Origin of the sequence: Algoriphagus sp. NF, assembly GCF_028823735.1 — a bacterium.
GTDB classification, from domain to species: Bacteria; Bacteroidota; Bacteroidia; order Cytophagales; family Cyclobacteriaceae; genus Algoriphagus; species Algoriphagus marincola.
This window is the reverse complement of sequence record NZ_JAPEIB010000032.1, coordinates 24,847-43,116: the sequence shown is the minus strand read 5'-3', so window position 1 is coordinate 43,116 and position 18,270 is coordinate 24,847. Positions and strand designations below refer to the sequence as shown.

Sequence of the window (18,270 nt, the reverse complement as noted above, 5' to 3'; positions counted from 1 at the left end):
TTGTTCCTAAGTTTAGGCAACAAAACTGGTCCAGTTATTTAAGCGGTTAAGAACAAAAGGTAGGCCTTTACGGCCATGAAGACCATCGATTGACTGGCCAGGCAATGGAGAATTTATATTTGTCAAGAAAGAATGAAAGCGATTTTTCTCCTTCAGCACTTTATCAAGTGACCCTTTGCTCCAAGCAAATTGATATCGCTTTGAAGCTTTCAGATGGTTTTCAAAAGAATTACCCAAAAGATGAGGGCAAAGGTCTTCCTGAGCCTGATTTTTCAATTAATACTCAAAAGGAATTCTCAATAGTATTGAAGGCAATGTATGCACATGAAAGTCAAAAAGAGGTTTTAAAGGACCTTATGCCTTATCATGATCAAGTTCCTGTTTGGATTTACTCGAGAGTTTTCGGGAGAGAATATTTCCGCCAGGTAAAATAAGAAAGGCTATCAATTTTGATAGCCTTTCTATGGTTGGTGGTTGTTTGGTTATTAGTTCAAGAACTCATCGAAAGTCAAGCTTACAAAGTACATAGTTCCAACTGTTGGGTTACCCCAAGCTTGGCGATAGCCATTGCTGAATAGGTTGGATCCACCGACTTTCAAGATTGACTTCAAGCTTTTCAACTTGTAGCTGATCTGCGCATCGAAGGTACCAAATGCCGGCATCACTGAAAGTTGCTGAGAAGAAACTGCAGGTCCGACGAAAGAAGACTGCCATACGAATTCTCCTTGCCATCTGTAAGCCAAAGCAAAGCCTAGGTTATCGATCACTTCTCTGTTTGCAAAGTTCAACACATATCGATACTCAGGAGTATTGAATGAAGGCTGGAAACCAGTCTCAGCTAGTTCTTCAAGATTAGAAAGGGTATTGTAAGACACGTTACCTCCTAGGCTATAGCCTTTAGGAAGTTTGTAGTCAAGTCCCAATGCCCATCCCCAAGAATTGATGATCTCGGAACGGTTTGTAGGAATAGAGAATACATTTCTACCACCCGGACCTACTCCGATTAGATTCAAACCTGTAAGTGGGTTTGGACCTTGAGATCCAGAAGTTGCATCACCATCCTGTACCAATACTTGTCCTCCTATGAAGTTTTCAAAGCGATTGAAGTAAGCATAAGTATCAACTAGCAATCTATTACCGAATAGACCTTTATAGCCAACTTCAAATGATTTAACGCGTTCCGGCTGGAATTCCGTCAATTCAAATGGTTGAAGATCACCAAGATTATTTTGAGCTGCTAATACAGGCACCAACTGAGGTGTTAAAGCCTGGACTGCCGCTGCGATTGCTGCAGGGTCATTTGGAATCTGACCAGCAGCTACTTGTTGCAACACGATCTGTGTCGCCTGCTGAATTGCAGCGTTGATAATCGCCGGATTACTCACATCTGCAGCTACGCCAGCTCCAAATTGCTGAACAGTACTCAATGAATAAACTGGATTGCCGTTAAAGTTATAACGGTCTCTGAATAAAGGAAGCCCACCCAAAAGTCTCGCCTGCGGAGTCAAAAGATCAATGTATTGATCCTGAGTAGTTGGAATTCGGAATCCAGTCTGATAAGATGCTCTGAAATTGTGATTTCCTACAGAATAAACTCCTGACACTCTTGGAGACCACTGACCATTGAAATTCTCATTCTTATCATATCGAAGGGATGCTGTCAATTTGAATCTGTCATCAAATAGACTCTTAGACCCTTGGATGTATCCACCAAATTCACGGATGTTGAATTCATTGCCACTTTCATCCAAAGCGAAGAGTGTTCCTTCAGAGTTAAGTTGATACACTCTATAGTTAGCACCTACCACAAACTCAGCGAATTTGATGTCTTCAGAAAGGTTGTAAGACCCTTCCACATGATAAAGGTTAGTCTTGTCTACGAATCTAGCACCGACTCCAGAAGCATTTCCAGGAATAGGACGAGAAGTAACATCAGCCAGAGCTTGTCTAAACTCAGGAGAACCAGGCATGAATCTACCTTGATCAGCAAAAGCTCTTGCTGCTCCATGAGCCTGCTCTGGAGAAAGCCCACCTTGAATCGCCTGTGCATAGGCTCCTACATATTGAGGGAACCAAAGTGTAGATGGCTTCCAAGCCTCGTTGATACCTTGAGCAGCAATACCTACTGCATAAGAATCACCGGAACGTTCCTGAGTGGTATAAGCACGCAAGTACCAGTTAGATCCACGAAGCTCTGCTTTATACTGGCCCAAGTTGAAATTAGCAATTGAATAACGGTCCGCGCCGGTATATACCGTAGTACCGAAACCATAATTACCTTGCAAAATCGCTTCAACTCTGTCATTGATTCTCCAGTGTAAAGCAGCATTCAATTTAAGTGAAGTAGTTCCATAATCAGCCACTTCACGCTCTAGATAGCCTGTTCGAGAAACAGCAACATCAGTCGGTATGATTCCCAAAGCTGCTTCAGGTAATGCACCAGCAGCTACCATTCCTTGGGCTACGGAGAACATATTGACATTGGTTTCGTCACCGTAAGAGTTTACACCATTGTATCCCGGGTTATTTGCACGAGTACCATTTGCGATTCCAAAACCATTCAATAAAGATTGATCTCTGAAGTCATTTGCTTGCCAGTCATCAGCTTTAAGGTATTGTACGTTTACTTTGAAAGCTACTTTGTCGTTGAATGCTTTTGCATAGCGAGCAGAGAAATCATAAAAACCAGTAGTAGGATTGGAACGATTTCCCTCATCCATGATACCGGTACGAACACTGGCAGAAAGCCCCTGATACTGGAACGGATTTTTCGAATTCATCAATAAAATACCGTTGATAGCATTCGGTCCGTAAAGGGCTGAAGATGCACCTGGAAGTAGTTCTACACTTTCCAAGTCCAATTCTGAAATACCTACAATGTTACCAACTGCGAAATTCAAGCCAGGAGCCTGATTGTCCATTCCGTCGATCATTTGTACGGTTCGGACGTTACCATTGGCGTTGAAGCCACGGGTATTGAAAGATTTAAAGGTAAGAGACTGGGTACTCATCTCCACGCCTTTAAGATTATTCAAAGCATCGTAGAAACTAGCTTGTGGTGCTTCTCTAATTGCGATGATATCCATTTTTTCTACCGAAACTGGAGACTTCATCACGCTTTCCTCAACCCTAGAGGCCGAGATTACTACTTCCTGTCCAAGTACTGTGGATTCAGCAAGTTCAATTTCTAAATTACTGATACCTCCAGTAATTTCTACTTCTTGGCTACTGTAGCCTACCATAGAAAATATGAGGGTAAATGGAGGTTCTTGGTTCACATTTAGCGTAAAATTACCATCTAGGTCAGAGATCGTACCGATCACTTTTCCTTTGACGATGATGTTTACCCCTACAAGGGTTTCTTTTGTATCTGCGTCGATGACCGTTCCTGAGATGGTCGTCTGGGCAAAAACTGACCCTACCCCTAGGGAAACCAATAAGAAACATGTCAGCATGCTTCTACCGAGATTTTTGGTAAAATTGCTCATAGGCGATTTTGGATTTAGTGAATAAAGCTTACAGCCTTTGGGTGATAGCTGCTTTTCTACTCGAAATTTATAGTAAAAAGTGAATATTCAATCAAATTGAAAAGAAAAACATTTGCCTCTAAAGTGGAAAATATATTGGATGATCAGGAAACTTGTAAGCTAATTCAATAATCAGTTAACTAATCGAATTGAAAATTAGTGATTTGAAAAAAAGAGTCGTTTTTTATTAGAAAATCTTAAATTCCAATAGGCACAAAAAAAAGTCTGATTTATTTCAGACTTTCTAAATTTCATCACTTGTTTTTGGCATTTTCTTCATTGACATGCCTGACAAGTCTATCGCAGAGATCTTTCATCTCCTCTGACATATACTCATCACCTGTACTGTTAAGTATAGTCTGGGCCATTCCTCCAATGACATCGATATAAAACCTTTTCATTTCAACTACCGACATTTCATCAGTCCATAAGTCAATTCTTAGGGTACTTTGATTTAGATTATCCCAAACATTGACACTGATGCTTTTGGTGGATTCCATTCCTTCATCTTCCTTATCTGTAGCACTCCAGAGAATTTCTTTAGGAAGGTTTTGTTCGTCTAGATTGACTTGAAAATTGATTTCTGATTTTTTCATCTGTTTATTTTTGCTATTAAATGGTCAGATGGAATCTTTGACGATTAAAATAATCATTTTCCCATGTGTTTAATGATGATTTTAATCGTGTCGATTTCATGTGATTTTAATTTGATTATCAGTTGCCACATGGAATCCCTACCTGCGGTTGGCAGGTCGCATGTTCTCCCCGATATCTCGAAGCATAACAGAGTATGAAGAACCTGCTATGCTCGATTTCATATCTCTAATTTTGGGCAACAACCGACTTTGATCTTTGCAGGTTCCATTTTAAAACTCCATTTCTGGAATTTCTCCATTTAGGATTAATTTTCCCTCGGTTTTGGACTTAATTTCTTCCACGCTTACTCCTGGAGCTCGCTCTTTCAAAATAAATCCTCCTTCAGGATCAACTTCTAAAACAGCCAAATCCGTCACGATCTTTTTCACACAGCGAATTCCTGTAATTGGTAGAGAGCAAGACTTTAAAAGTTTGGATTCACCACTTTTTGAGCAGTGTTGCATCGCGACAATGATATTTTCGGCAGAAGCCACTAAATCCATTGCTCCACCCATTCCTTTTACCATTTTCCCGGGGATCTTCCAGTTGGCAATATCCCCATTCTCGGAGACTTCCATAGCTCCTAGGATGGTTAAATGCACATGTCCTCCTCGGATCATCGCAAAAGACTCAGCCGAATTGAAAAGTACCGATCCTTTCACCATGGTGATGGTTTGCTTTCCGGCATTAATTAAATCTGGGTCAATTTGATCTTCAGTAGGGAAGGGGCCTATCCCCAAAAGTCCATTTTCAGACTGAAGCACTATCTCCAAATCATCAGGAATATAATTGGCAACCAAGGTAGGAATACCTATTCCTAGGTTAATGTATTGGCCATTTTTGACCTCTTTGGCTATTCTTTGGGCTATTTGTTGTTTCGTAAGCATTTTTCAGTTCTTTGGGTTTATGAAAATCAGGACCTCACAGTTCGCTGTTCGATACGTTTTTCGTAGTTTTTTCCTTCGAAAATCCGCTGAACATAAATCCCAGGAGTATGAATTTGATTCGGATCCAATTCACCGGCAGGTACTAATTCTTCCACTTCAGCAATCGTGATTTTTCCCGCTGCAGCCATCATGGGATTAAAATTTCTGGCCGTTCCTTTGAAAATCAAATTTCCAGCTGTGTCACCTTTCCAAGCTTTTACCAAAGAGAAATCTGAACGTAGCCATCGCTCCATCAAATAAAGTTTGCCCTCAAACTCGCGTATTTCCTTTCCTTCTGCTACTTCAGTTCCCACTCCAGCAGGAGTAAAGAATGCCGGGATTCCTGCACCGCCGGCTCGGACGCGTTCTGCCAGCGTTCCTTGTGGGATCAGATCAACCTCTAGTTCTCCACTGAGCAACTGACGCTCAAACTCGGCATTTTCACCTACATAGCTGGAGATCATTTTTTTTACCATGCGCTTTTGCAAAAGCAAACCAATTCCGAAGTCATCCACTCCAGCATTATTGGATACAATAGTGAGGTCTTTGATATCACGTTGGAGTAGGGCAGTGATACAGTTTTCGGGTATACCGCTCAATCCAAATCCTCCCATCATCAAAAAAGCTCCGCTGGGAATATCCCTGACGGCTTCATTCGCATCTTTTACAGTTTTATTTATCATGATTTTGGGTTTATAGTATCATTTTGGCTCTTTGCTGATCGATCATCAACTGTGACTTTAAGGCTTCCAAGCTTTCGAATTTTTGCTCTTCCCGTAAGTAATCTCTCAGATAGATTGTAATCTGCTTATCGTACAGATCACCTTGAAAATCAAAGAGGTGTGTTTCTACACTTTTACTACTTCCATCTACGGTGGGCCGATTGCCGATGTTGAGCATGGCTTTGTACAAACTTCCATTAACGGAAGCTTCTACTGCATAAACGCCATCTTTTGGAATCAGTTTGTAACTGTTTGGAATATGAACATTGGCTGTGGGAAATCCTATGGAGCGGCCAATCTGCTGTCCTTTGATTACCAAGCCATTCAGCTCGTACGGTCTTCCGAGGAAATTATTGGCAGTAATAATGTCGCCAGACTCGAGCGCATTCCGAATTTTGGTGCTGGATACGCCAATCTCATCCACATCTTGTCGGCTTATTTCTTCCAAATCAAAACCGAATTCACCTGAATGTTGCTGAAGATATTCAAATGAACCTTCTCGATTTTTGCCAAATCTGTGGTCATAGCCTATCACCAGTTTTTTGGTCCTGATCTTATCTACCAAAATTCTCTGAATAAACTCCTGAGATGTCAGCTGCGAAAATTCCTTGGTGAAGGGAATGCTGATCAAGTGATCTATTCCAAACTGACGCAGAAGCTTAGCCTTTTCTTCGAAAGTGGAAAGCAATCGAAGATTGTGTTCTTTGGGATAAAGTACCAGCCTGGGATGTGGCCAAAAAGTAAGTAAAATAGTTTCCCCTTTGATGGATTTGGCGATTTCTCTGATTCGCTGTAAAATTTTTTGATGGCCTAGATGCACCCCATCGAAGGTCCCGCTTGTGACAACGGGATTGGGTACATTTTCGAATTGGCTCAGTCCCTCATAGATTTTCATTTTCTCTTCGGGCTTTGATTTTTGCTACAAGTTCCAAAAGATTTTCGGCATTTTCTATCCGGTGGTCTCCGATTCGGGTTCTCCTAAGATTTTTGAGATAAGCGCCGACACCAAGCAGTTCACCAAGGTCTCTAGCAAGACTTCGGATATAGGTACCCTTGGAGCAGGAGATTCGAAAATCTACCTCAGGATTGTCAAATCGGGTAATTTCAAACTCACGAACTTCCACCGTCCTAGCTTTGATTTCAACTGTTTTTCCGGCGCGTGCAGCTTCATAGACTCGTTTTCCATCTACTTTTATAGCCGAATGCATAGGAGGAATTTGCTCTATACTTCCTGTGAGTTCTTTCACCGCTTCAAGGAGTTCCTCTTTGCAAATGTTTGAGGGATTCTTTACCTCTTCGATGGGCTTTTCGAGATCAAAAGATTCAGTGGTCTTTCCCAAAACAAAAGTTCCGGTGTACTCCTTTTCCTGACCCATGAAACTTTCGATTTGCTTGGTCATTTTCCCAGCACAAATAATCAAAAGCCCAGTAGCCAATGGATCTAATGTCCCCGCATGGCCTACTTTTTTTATTTTGAGGGCATTTCTGATTTTTTTGACCGCATCAAAAGAGGTCCATTCTAGGGGTTTGTCCACCAAAAAAACTTCACCATAAGGTGCTTCTTGCATGATTTTTTGATTAGCTGGCTTTGTTGGATTCAGACTTGGCCAGGATTGCATAAATCTCAAAAATGAATCCGGCTAAGGTTACAATTGGTCCGATGGTCAATCCTAAAACCCCATTTCCATGCGGTTCGGGATCAAGTCCAATCAGTACAAAACCAAAAATAATCAGACCGATGCCGATAAACATCAATTTGTAGTTTTTTCTGGAAAAGGGAAAAGCTGCTTTGCTCATATTAGTACAATTCGTCCAAAGACATGTTTAAGTATTTATTGACAGCACGAAGGGTGCTGAAAAAGGAAAGAATACCTCCTGAAACGATCAAGACTCCAAAAAGGATCAATAGAAGCTCTTCATTTTGGAGAAGGGCAAAACCCTCTATCGCAGTTCGTGTGTAGGAGATCAATCCAAATAAAATCAATGAAGCAACCAGCCCGGCAATCATTCCGAATACCCATGCTCGGATGAGGAAGGGCTTTCGGATAAAGCCCCGAGTCGCGCCAACCAATTGCATGGATCGAATCAAGAATCGCTGCGAGAAGAGTGCCAATCGGATGGTATTATTAATCAACATGACTACCGTGATCACCAATATGAGAATGAAACCTCCCATTACCAGACTGATTTTCAATAGATTCTTGTTAATCGAATCGACCAAATCAGTCATGTAGGAAACTTCGAAAACTCCCGGTGCAGACTGGATTTCTTGACTGATTTGTTCGATCTGTTCGGAAGTCTGAAACTCTTCTGCTAAGGTGAACACGAAACTGTCTCTCAGGGGATTATCTTCTAGAAATTGAGTAAAATCCTCTCCAGTGCTTTCTATGAAAGTCTGGGCAGCCTCTTCATCTGAAATGAAGCGAAATACCACAGAATCAGCCTTTCTAAGTACAAAAGGGCGATTTTTTAGGTTGGTTTCCAGCGCTTCCAGTTCGGTTTCACTCAGATTTTTATCTAAAAAAACCTGCATTTCGATGTTCTCGCGAATCATGCTGGTCAATCCTTTGGCCTGAATCAAGATCACTCCAAAAAGACCGACTATAAATAAAGAAAGCGTGGTACTGAACAGCACACTTCCAAATTTAAACTGTCCGAGTCTCTTCTTTTTCCTAGGGTAAGTTGCCATCTACGATGAATTTCTGATCAAAGCTAAACATCCCCAAGGATTTTGCCAATCATTTTAAGAAAGGATAGGAATTACCTTGCTAGGAGTTACTCCATAGATTTCAGTACCACTTTGACTTTGCATGAGAGCAAGACCGGTAAATTCTCCAAATGCAGGGAGGATTAATTGATTTTCAATTTTGTAAAAACAAGGTACACGAAGGGATTGACGCCCCATTCCTCTTAGCCTTACACCCGGATGAATGTGCCCACAGAGATTCAAAAAGCCTTCTTCTATAGATTCTAAAGGCTCATGCGATAGAACTAGGGAATCGATGAAAACGGGTTGATGATCCAATTGAATAGGGGAGTTTTCATAGCGAAAACTTGGCAACACATCATGATTTCCTTTCACTAGATGAAAATTGATGGAAGGATATCCTCTCAAAAAATTTATCAATTCATCCCAACTCAAATTCCAATCGCTATGAAAGAGATCGCCTAAGAAATAAACCTCTTGAGGAAAATACTTTGAAAAAAGCTGATTCAATCTCAGAAGATCTTTCTCGTGAATGGGTTCAGGTATTGGAATCCCGGACTTTCTGAAATGCGCTGCTTTGCCATAGTGGAGATCCGAAATAAATAAAATTCGCTTTTGCTCCCACCAAATAGCACGTTCCTTCAAAAGCTCTAAAACACAATGGTTATGTATTATTTGCATCGATTACGAATTCCTTTTACCTCCAACCACCTAAAATTTTTGAAAATGCTTATTTTTACTTAGCTGTCAAAGCTAAAATGATTTTTATTAACGATCTATTCAAATTTATGGAAGTCCGTCAATTTGCTTCAATTCTTACTTTAGTCTTGTTTTCCTCACAAGTTTGGGCTCAAAGTGAAAATGATATTCTTGGAACTTGGTACAATACTGAAAAAACTGCCAAGGTGATCATTTCGAAAAGCGGGGATAAGTTTATGGGAAAAATATCTTGGCTACTCGAACCTGAAAAAAATGGAGTTCCGGCCATGGACGAGCAAAACGATAATGATAAGCTAAAGCAGCGGCCACTCATGGGGCTGACGATATTGGAGGGCTTGACTTACAAGAATGGTATTTGGAAAGGAGGTAAAATTTACGATCCCAAGTCCGGCAACACCTATTCTTGTGAACTCAAATTACTCTCAAAGGATGTATTGGAAGTGACCGGCTTTATGGGCTTTTCATGGATCGGGCGTACGGTAGAATGGACCCGAGCTGAGAAGCCCTAAGTCAATCAGCATTCAGGTAAAAGGAGCGTAAAATATATTGCAGCTGCTCAAATTCGATTAGAAAAGCATCATGTCCTGCCGTGGATTTGATTTCGCGATAGCTTCCTTTTGGAATGTGATTGGCGATAAATTGTGATTCTTCAGGTAAAAAAAGCAAATCTGAATCAACGCCAACTGCCAGCGTGCGAGCTTTTATTTTTTCTAATGCTTTTTTCAGGCTTTCCCTTCCTCTACCCAAATCATGACTATCCATTGCTTTGCTCAGCACCCAATAAGAGAGGGCGGTAAATCTATTTCCTAGTTTTTGACCTTGATACCTTAAATAAGTTGCAGCTCGAAATCCATCAACAGTTCCCTCAGGACTCTGCTGTTTTCGCTCAAAATCTGCCGGATGTCGATAGCTAAGCATTGCAATCGCTCTGGCAGTTTCCAAGCCTTTTCTTCCTGCCTCAGGAGATTTCTCTCCCCAGGTACAATCTGATTCAATAGCCATTCGCTGCGTTTCATTGAATCCTACCACCCATGGAGAGGATTTTGCAGTGGAAGCGAGAATGACTAGGTTTTTCAAGGTTTCTCCTAGCAAATAGGCCCATTCCAATGCAACCTGACCACCAAGTGAGCCACCTAAGAGCGTATGGATCGTACTAATTCCTAAACCTTCTCTGACCAAATCTAAGGCTCGAGCCATATCCCTTGTAGATAGGAAAGGAAAATCATAATAGTAGGCATCACCTGTTTTTGAATTGAGGGAAAGGGGACTGGTTGAACCGTAGCAGGATCCTAGTAAATTGACACAGATAATGAAGTGGTTTGCCGGATCGTAAAATTGATCTTCACCCACCATACCATTCCACCATTCGCCTACCTTGGAATCTCCAGTCAAGGCATGAACTACCCAAACTACATTGTTTTGCTCTGCATTCAGACTCCCATAGGTGGTGTAGGTCAGTTCTAGCTCAGGGAGAACTTTCCCAGACTCCAATTCAAATGGAGTCTGGGATATAAAGGATTCCGTACGCATTTCAATAGAAGGTATTGTTAACTTTTCAGTCATTTTATACTTGGTCAAAAGCCTGCTGCAAGTCTGCTTTCAAATCTTCAATGTGTTCAAAACCAACAGATAATCTCAACAAGCTTGGCGTTACTCCTGCAGCTAGTTGCTCTTGATCGCTGAGCTGCTGATGCGTAGTAGCTGATGGTTGAATAATGAGCGTTTTAGCATCGCCCACGTTGGCTAGGTGAGAGATCAATTGCAAGGAATCGATGACTTTAGTAGCTTTTTCCTTATCACCTGCTACTTCGAAACTTAGCACTCCACCAAATCCATTTCTCAAATATTTTTTCGCCAGTTCATGATAAGGGGAAGACTTCAGGCCTGGGTAATTCACCTTCTTTACTTTGGGATGATTTTCAAGCCATTCTGCCAATGCAAGGGCATTTTGTGTAGTTCGCTCGACACGCAAAGATAAAGTTTCCAGTCCTTGCAAGAGCAAGAAAGAATTGAATGGGCTCTGAGAAGGGCCAAAATCCCGAAGACCTTCAACTCTAGCGCGAATAGCAAAAGCTATATTGGGTAAGCCTAGTGGATTTCCTTCACCAAACACTTCCCAGAAATTGAGTCCATGATAGCCCTCCGAAGGCTCAGAAAATTGCGGAAACTTACCATTTCCCCAATTGAAATTACCACCATCTACTATGACGCCACCGACTGATGTGCCATGTCCGCCAATCCACTTGGTAGCCGAAGCGGTGACGATATTTGCTCCATGGTCGAGTGGTTTGCATAAAAATCCACCAGCTCCGAAGGTGTTGTCAACAATCAAAGGAATGTCATGTTTCTTTGCCACCTTGGCAATGGCTTCAAAATCTGGAATGTTAAATTCCGGATTACCAATTGTCTCTAGATAAATCGCTTTTGTTTTTTCATCGATCAATGCATCGAAGTTTTCTGGAGCATTTCCTTTGGCAAATCGAGCTTCGATACCAATACGCTTAAAAGCAACTTTAAATTGATTGTAAGTGCCACCGTAGAGGTAAGATGTGGACACAAAATTGTCCCCTGCTTGGAGAATATTGTTTAAAGCCAAAAACTGAGCTGCTTGACCAGAGGATGTAGCCAAAGCAGCTACTCCGCCTTCAAGTGCTGCTACCCGCTTTTCGAAGACATCGTTCGTCGGATTCATGATTCGGGTATAGATATTCCCAAATTCTTTCAATCCAAAAAGATTGGCTCCGTGCTCAGCGGAATTGAAGGTGTAGGAGGTGGTTTGATAAATTGGTACAGCCCTTGAATTGGTAGTTGGGTCAGGTTCTTGACCAGCATGTAACTGAAGTGTTTCAAAATGATAGTTAACAGACATAATTTATAGGGTTTAAAGGGTTAAGATTTACAAATTATTCAGTATTGCTATTAGCAATCCTGTTCGCGAGAAGCGATTTCAAAAGAAAGTGATGAAATGGGAGGTAAGGTGTTGTGTGTAATCATTTGCGAAGAATTTATATTTCCGAATGAGAATACCTCAGTCGGCAGGAATTGGCACCTTTCCACTTTGGAAGGTTGCCAGAGGGTCAATGAGCCTGTCTCTCGCCTCTTCTTTATAAATCCTCACACTCAAAAAGTATAAGGATGCAACAAAGTAAGCGCTGAGTTTTAAGATTTCAAAACGTTTCGGATAATTTAATGCTGAATTTTTAAAAGAGATAGTTCACTCCTTGATGTCAGAAGGAAATGAAGTGGCTTAACTATTTAATGAAATTCATTCAGGTTGTATTTGAAACCTTTGGTTTTTACATCAATTGATTTTTGAGTAGAAGAGCTGATGAAATTATTTAGGATTTCTTCGATATCCTTATCGATAAACTTGGCTTTGGTAGCATTGATTAGGACCTCACTTCCATCCGGAATAGACTCTAAAGCCTTCATCAGTGGAGCTTTGTTTAAATAGGACACTTGTTTCTGAAGCTTGAGTACATAAACTCCTTTATCCTCTGACAGGGTGACTGTTTTATGGTAGTTAGCCTGAATGATGAAGAAAAATCCAACCACCAAACCTATACCGATTCCAACTAGGAGATTTGTTAGTAAAATAGCGATGACGGTGACTATAAATGGTATAAACTGACTTCTTCCTTTAAGGTACTCATCGATAAATACAGAAGGCTTTGCCAATTTGTAGCCGACCATAATAAGGATGGCAGCAAGACAGCTTAAGGGGATTTGATTCAATATTTCTGGTATAGTTAATACCAAAATGAATATCAGGACTCCATGAAAAATTGCTGATAGTTTGGTTTTAGCACCGGCTCCAATATTGGCAGATGTCCGAACAATCACAGCAGTAACGGGGAGGCCTCCAATTAATCCCGAAATAGAATTTCCAACTCCCTGTGCTACAAGCTCTCGTGAGGTAGGTGTAATTCGTTTTTCCGGATCCATCTTATCTCCGGCTTCGATACTCAAGAGCGTTTCAATGCTGGCAATCACAGCTATTGTCACGGCGATAATCCAGAAATTGGAGGTGTTGATGGCTGAAAAATCAGGAAAAGTTAATAAGCTCGCCATTTCGGCTAAGTTTCCGGCAATCGGAATATTCACCAAAAGTTTACCGCTTTGAATCCAATCGGGAAGAAAGATCTGGTAAAATTTATTAATTAAAACTCCCAAAACTACTACCCAAAGTGCGCCAGGAATTACACCTGCCAACTTATGAGCTTTTATTTTGGGTCTATCGAAAAAGTTAAGGATAAGTAGTGAAATCAGAGTGATTGGGATTGCTCCAATGCTAAAATTTTGAAAGGCAAACCATATTTCCGAAAAGGAACTGCTACTTTCCAATTGCGCAAGGCCCATTGCTTCCTTATTCCAGCCAAGTCCATGCGGTATTTGCTTAATGATCAGGATGAGGCCGATGGCAGTGAGCATCCCTTTTATCACAGAATGCGGGAAATAATAGCCCAAAACCCCAGCCTTTGCAAAACCGAGAATAATCTGAATAAGTCCCGCAATCACGACAGTACCAAGAAAAAGATCGAAACTGCCTAAGCTGGCAATGGAATCCAAAACAATAACGGTAAGTCCTGCAGCAGGTCCACTGACACTGACATGAGAACCTGAAAGAACGCCGATTACTACACCTCCGATTATTCCGGCAATCAAACCTGCCAAGGGCGGAGCACCACTTGCCACTGCAATTCCCAAGCATAAAGGCAATGCCACCAAAAAGACCACAAGCGAGGCCTTCAAGTCATTCTTTATGATGTTTTTGGTGATGGTCTGAGCCATATGAGCCGTGTGGGTTGAAAAGTTTATTATATAAAATAGACGCTCAACTAGGGCTCAAAAGTTCTCCAAAGGCAGTGTCAATTGCGGTAAAATCAAAGGAATCTAAGGCAGTTTTGAATTTGGTTTCAATCGCAGGTAAGCATAGATTGCCAATGCTTCCCTCGTGGGTATGGGAAACAGTGCTTTGGTCAGGTGCAAAATTACCGGATTCTATATCCAAACCGACTTTTTTATAGGCATCTCTAAATGGCATTCCACTTAATACTAAATCATTGACAACCTCCACGGAAAATACATGCTGATAAAACTTGTCATTCAGGACATCCTTTTTGATTTGAATATCTTTAAGCATGAAATTGGACATTTCTACGCAGCTTTTAAGACTCTCAAGTCCGGGGAAAATTTCCTCTTTCAAAAGTTGTAAATCACGATGATAGCCTGTCGTGGAATTAGTCAAAATCATCGAAATAGTCTGAGGAATGGATTGAATTTGATTGGTTTTGGCACGAATCAGTTCAAATACATCTGGATTTTTCTTGTGAGGCATGATACTCGAACCAGTGGTGAGTTCATCCGGAAAACTTATAAACCCGAATTGTTGATTCATAAACAGACAAACATCATCTGCAAGACGATTCAGTGTGGCTGCAATTCCCGCCAGGGCAAAAGAAAGAGTTCTTTCCGTCTTTCCACGGCTATTTTGTGCGTTAATCACATTGTGATGTAAGTCTGAGAAGCCCAATAATCGGGTAGTGTAAGTTCTGTCTAAAGGAAAGCTTGAACCATATCCAGCCGCGGAACCCAATGGATTTTTATCCGATAAATCAAAAGCTGCTTTTAAAAGCGCTAGGTCTTCACTTAGCCCCTCCAAAACAGAGGAAAACCAAAGCCCAAAGCTTGAAGGCATGGCCAATTGGGTGTGCGTATATCCCGGCATTAGGTCTTTTTGATGTTTCTCCGAAAGATGGGCTAGGAGTTCGCCCAACTCCTTAATTGATTCAACCAATTCACGGATTGCAGCTCGGTAATACAGCTTCAAATCAACGAGAACCTGGTCATTTCGGCTTCGGCCAGAATGAAGCTTTTTTCCAACATCACCAAGTCGCTGAGTCAATAGAAACTCCACCTGAGAATGAACATCTTCGATTCCCGGATCTATGGAAAATTTGCCTTGCTCAATTTCCAAATAGATCGTTTTCAGACCTTCTTGCAACTGCTTGTTTTCTTCTTCTGTAAGCAAGCCGATTTTGAAAAGCATTTTGGCGTGAGCCATGGATCCGAGCACATCAAAAGGAGCCAAAATCAAATCAAATTCCGGATCTCTTCCTATCGTGAATTCTTCTACTTCCTTTTTATTGCCACTGGCTTTCTGCCAAATCTTCATTTTGCTGTTTATTTTATAAGCTGTACGTATTTTTCTAAAAGAAGTAAGTAGCCTAACACTCCTTTTTCTATCTCCTCGATATAAATGAACTCATCTGCAGAGTGAGATCTTGCAGAATCACCGGGTCCGATTTTGATAGATGGGAAGGGGATAAGTGCTTGATCCGAAAGGGTAGGACTTCCAAAAGTTTCTATACCACATTTAATTGCAGCTTTCATAATCGGATGACCGTCCAAAGGACGTGTGCTATTCAATCGAAGTGATCGGGGTGTAAGTTTGGCATGCAATCCCACTTGGAGCTCCTCTATGGCTTCCTCCAGAGTGTAAGCGTCAGTCACCCTCACATCGAGAGTATAAGTACACTTATCTGGGACGACATTATGTTGTTTTCCTGCGGAAATAATTGTGGCAGATACTTTGGTTTCTCCTAGGTAGTGAGATTGCCTTTTAAATTTAAAATCCCTGATTTTCAGAATATCTTCCATCGCGAGATAAATGGCATTAACCCCTTCGTCTCGGGCAGCATGGCCTGGTTTACCGGTTACTTCTGCATCTATCACGACCAATCCCTTTTCCGCCAAAGCCATTTTCATCTGGGTAGGTTCGCCGACTATAGCAAGATCGGCTGGTTTTAGTTTTTTGACCAGCATTTCCATTCCCTTTTTGCCAGAAATCTCCTCTTCTGCAGAGGCTATAAAGACCAAATTGAACGGTAGTTCTTCTTTCCAAAGATGGAGAAAGGTTGCTAATAAGCTTACCAAGCAGCCGCCTGCATCATTTGAACCAAGACCAAAAAGTTTTCCGTCCTCTATATCTGGAGAAAATGGTTTTCTGGTATACCCATTATTTGGATATACGGTATCATGATGAGAATTCAGCCAAATATCGGGTTTTTGGGGATCATAATTTTTCTGATACACCACGATATTATTTCCAAAACGGTTGATATCTGCTCCATTTTGAATTAAAAATCGGCTCAAAATAGTTGCCGTTTCTTCTTCCTGCTTGGAAATGGAAGGGGTGGCAATTAGCTCCTTCAACAGATCAATGCAGTCGGAAACAATCTCTTCATTGTACTTCATAAACTCTTAGTATAAATCGTAGCGATGTTTTTCAATTATAGTCCCGGAGAGCTTTCCTTTGGTAGAAAGGATAAGATTTTCAGCCTTTCCTATCCAAACATGGTGAACTCCTTTCTGTAGCGCTTCGAAAGCATTGTCAAGTTTGGGAATCATACCTGAATGGATGACATTCTCTTTCCTGAGTTCAGCATAAATATCCTCATTGATGAGCGGTATGATTGAATTTTCATTTCGCTCATCGACCAAGACCCCGCTTTTGTTGAAGCAATAATACAGGTTGACTTGATGCTTTTTAGCCAAATTTGTAGCGATAGCAGAAGCAATGCTGTCCGCGTTGGTATTTAATAATTGTCCCGTTTTATCATGTGTAATGGCGCAGAAAACGGGTACGATATCTTCCTGCAGTATGTATGAAAGCAGATGTGAATTCACTTCCTTTATGTCTCCTACAAAGCCATAGTCTATTTCTTTGACGGGTCGTTTTTCAGACTGGATTGCATTCCCGTCAGCCCCAGTCATTCCCATCGAGTTAACACCTCGAGCTTGAAGCTTAGCGACAATATTTTTATTGATTAGCCCGGCGTAGACCATGGTCACAATGTCCAATGTATCTTGGTCGGTGATTCTACGTCCATCGACCATTTCCGGCATGACTCCAAGCGACTCACCAAATTTAGAAGCCATCACACCACCTCCGTGAACGAGGATTTTTTTACCAGGGAATTTGGCAAATTGGTCCAAAAATTCTTCCAGTTTTTCAGGGTGGTCAATGACATTTCCGCCGATTTTGATCACTGAGATTTTCATGGTTTCTATAATTTAAAAATCATCCAATGATTTTGCTTAAAACAGCCTGTGCTGCATAGATTCTGTTTTCGGCCTGCCGCTGAACTAGCGATCGATCACTATCCAATATTTCGTCTGATAATTCTAAGTTCCTTCGCACTGGCAAGCAATGCATTACTTTCGCATCAGGTGCTTTGCTGAGGTGTGCTTCAGTCAGCATCCAACTGGGATCTGTAGAGTGGATTTTTCCGTAATCATTAAAAGATGACCAGTTTTTAACATACACAAAATCAGCGTCTTGAAGTGCCTTGCTTTGATCATATTCTAAAGTGGCTCCTTTTGTAAATTTCTCATCCAACTCATAGCCCTCTGGATGGGTAATCGTCAAGTCGTACTCCATTCCCGAAGCCCATTCGGCGAAGCTATTAGCTACTGCATGAGGTATAGCTTTGATATGGGGAGCCCAGGTCAAAACGACTTTTGGTCTTTTACTGGATGGGGTATTTTCCTTCATGGTAATCATATCTGCCAGACTCTGAAGAGGATGGCGGATTGCGGATTCCAAGCTAACGATTGGAATACCGGAATGACGGATAAATTGATTCAATACAAAGTCCTCAGTGTCCTCATTTTTTTGTGTTAGAGTAGGGAATGCCCTGATGGCCAAAACATCAAAATAGGTATCCAACACACCGGCAGCATCCTTAATGTGCTCGACGGTGCCTTTATTCATCACTTCGCCATCTTTCATTTCCAATGCCCAACCTTCCTTGTCCATATTCAAGACAATTGCCTCCATACCGAGATTTTGAGTAGCTATTTGGGTACTGACCCGAGTACGGAGAGATGGGTTTAGAAAAATGCAGCCTACACGCTTGCCTATCCCTTTACCAATATCCTTTCGGGGATCATTTTTATAGGATTTTGCAAGGTCTATGAGTTCTTGTCCAAGCGCTAAAGACTCAAATTGAGTAAAATTCTTCATAGTC

The 18,270-nt window shown here is 41.4% G+C and carries 18 protein-coding genes and 1 riboswitch; of the genes, 2 read left to right on the top strand and 16 right to left on the bottom strand.

Annotated elements, in window-relative coordinates; genetic code table 11:
• Positions 1-104: 104 nt before the first annotated feature.
• Positions 105-434, top strand: a complete 330-nt coding sequence (locus OU792_RS14355) for a hypothetical protein (protein ID WP_274670533.1) — start codon at positions 105-107, stop codon at positions 432-434.
• Between the two features lie 51 nt (positions 435-485).
• On the opposite strand, the gene OU792_RS14350 is transcribed toward OU792_RS14355, so the two are convergent.
• The 9 genes from OU792_RS14350 to pdeM form a co-directional block, all read right to left on the bottom strand.
• Entirely contained in the window at positions 486-3,488 is a 3,003-nt protein-coding gene (locus tag OU792_RS14350) for a TonB-dependent receptor (protein ID WP_274670532.1), read from the bottom strand.
• 293 nt (positions 3,489-3,781) lie between these two features.
• Entirely contained in the window at positions 3,782-4,123 is a 342-nt protein-coding gene (gene gldC / locus OU792_RS14345) for a gliding motility protein GldC (protein ID WP_134201353.1), read from the bottom strand.
• 270 nt (positions 4,124-4,393) lie between these two features.
• Positions 4,394-5,050, bottom strand: a complete 657-nt coding sequence (locus tag OU792_RS14340) for a CoA transferase subunit B (RefSeq protein WP_274670531.1) — start codon at positions 5,048-5,050, stop codon at positions 4,394-4,396.
• A gap of 26 nt (positions 5,051-5,076) precedes the next feature.
• Positions 5,077-5,772: a CoA transferase subunit A gene (locus tag OU792_RS14335; protein WP_274670530.1), complete on the bottom strand. Its 696-nt coding sequence runs from the start codon at positions 5,770-5,772 to the stop codon at positions 5,077-5,079.
• Positions 5,773-5,782: 10 nt separating this feature from the next.
• On the bottom strand, positions 5,783-6,706 hold the full coding sequence (locus OU792_RS14330; protein ID WP_134201356.1) for a bifunctional riboflavin kinase/FAD synthetase: 924 nt from the start codon (positions 6,704-6,706) through the stop codon (positions 5,783-5,785).
• A complete protein-coding gene (gene truB, locus OU792_RS14325) occupies positions 6,693-7,379 on the bottom strand; it encodes a tRNA pseudouridine(55) synthase TruB (protein WP_274670529.1) in 687 nt (228 codons plus the stop codon). Before truB ends, OU792_RS14330 begins: the two co-directional genes overlap by 14 nt.
• A 10-nt stretch (positions 7,380-7,389) precedes the next feature.
• Complete coding sequence (locus OU792_RS14320) at positions 7,390-7,608, bottom strand: DUF3098 domain-containing protein (RefSeq protein ID WP_134201358.1); 219 nt, start codon at positions 7,606-7,608, stop codon at positions 7,390-7,392.
• Position 7,609: 1 nt separating this feature from the next.
• The gene (locus OU792_RS14315) at positions 7,610-8,500 is read right to left on the bottom strand and encodes a cell division protein FtsX (protein WP_134201359.1); all 891 of its coding nucleotides are present in this window, start codon (positions 8,498-8,500) and stop codon (positions 7,610-7,612) included.
• Positions 8,501-8,554: 54 nt separating this feature from the next.
• A complete protein-coding gene (pdeM, locus tag OU792_RS14310) occupies positions 8,555-9,199 on the bottom strand; it encodes a ligase-associated DNA damage response endonuclease PdeM (RefSeq protein WP_274670528.1) in 645 nt (214 codons plus the stop codon).
• 107 nt (positions 9,200-9,306) lie between these two features.
• On the opposite strand from pdeM, the gene OU792_RS14305 reads away from it, so the two are divergent.
• Positions 9,307-9,747 (top strand): DUF2147 domain-containing protein, encoded by a 441-nt coding sequence (locus OU792_RS14305; RefSeq protein WP_274670527.1) that lies wholly within the window; start codon positions 9,307-9,309, stop codon positions 9,745-9,747.
• Position 9,748: 1 nt separating this feature from the next.
• On the opposite strand, the gene OU792_RS14300 is transcribed toward OU792_RS14305, so the two are convergent.
• From OU792_RS14300 to OU792_RS14270, 7 genes are all read right to left on the bottom strand, one after another.
• Positions 9,749-10,801: a homoserine O-acetyltransferase family protein gene (locus OU792_RS14300; RefSeq protein WP_446698911.1), complete on the bottom strand. Its 1,053-nt coding sequence runs from the start codon at positions 10,799-10,801 to the stop codon at positions 9,749-9,751.
• 1 nt (position 10,802) lies between these two features.
• Positions 10,803-12,107, bottom strand: a complete 1,305-nt coding sequence (locus OU792_RS14295) for an O-acetylhomoserine aminocarboxypropyltransferase/cysteine synthase family protein (RefSeq protein WP_274670526.1) — start codon at positions 12,105-12,107, stop codon at positions 10,803-10,805.
• A 133-nt stretch (positions 12,108-12,240) separates the two neighbouring features.
• A riboswitch (SAM riboswitch) is annotated at positions 12,241-12,351 on the bottom strand.
• Between the two features lie 142 nt (positions 12,352-12,493).
• Positions 12,494-14,029 (bottom strand): SulP family inorganic anion transporter, encoded by a 1,536-nt coding sequence (locus tag OU792_RS14290; protein WP_274670525.1) that lies wholly within the window; start codon positions 14,027-14,029, stop codon positions 12,494-12,496.
• Positions 14,030-14,072: 43 nt separating this feature from the next.
• On the bottom strand, positions 14,073-15,413 hold the full coding sequence (gene argH, locus OU792_RS14285) for an argininosuccinate lyase (RefSeq protein ID WP_222583199.1): 1,341 nt from the start codon (positions 15,411-15,413) through the stop codon (positions 14,073-14,075).
• Between the two features lie 8 nt (positions 15,414-15,421).
• Positions 15,422-16,495: a M20 family metallo-hydrolase gene (locus OU792_RS14280; RefSeq protein ID WP_222583200.1), complete on the bottom strand. Its 1,074-nt coding sequence runs from the start codon at positions 16,493-16,495 to the stop codon at positions 15,422-15,424.
• Positions 16,496-16,501: 6 nt separating this feature from the next.
• Positions 16,502-17,302 (bottom strand): acetylglutamate kinase, encoded by an 801-nt coding sequence (gene argB, locus OU792_RS14275; protein ID WP_134201372.1) that lies wholly within the window; start codon positions 17,300-17,302, stop codon positions 16,502-16,504.
• 19 nt (positions 17,303-17,321) lie between these two features.
• Complete coding sequence (locus tag OU792_RS14270; RefSeq protein WP_274670524.1) at positions 17,322-18,266, bottom strand: acetylornithine carbamoyltransferase; 945 nt, start codon at positions 18,264-18,266, stop codon at positions 17,322-17,324.
• Positions 18,267-18,270: the final 4 nt, after the last annotated feature.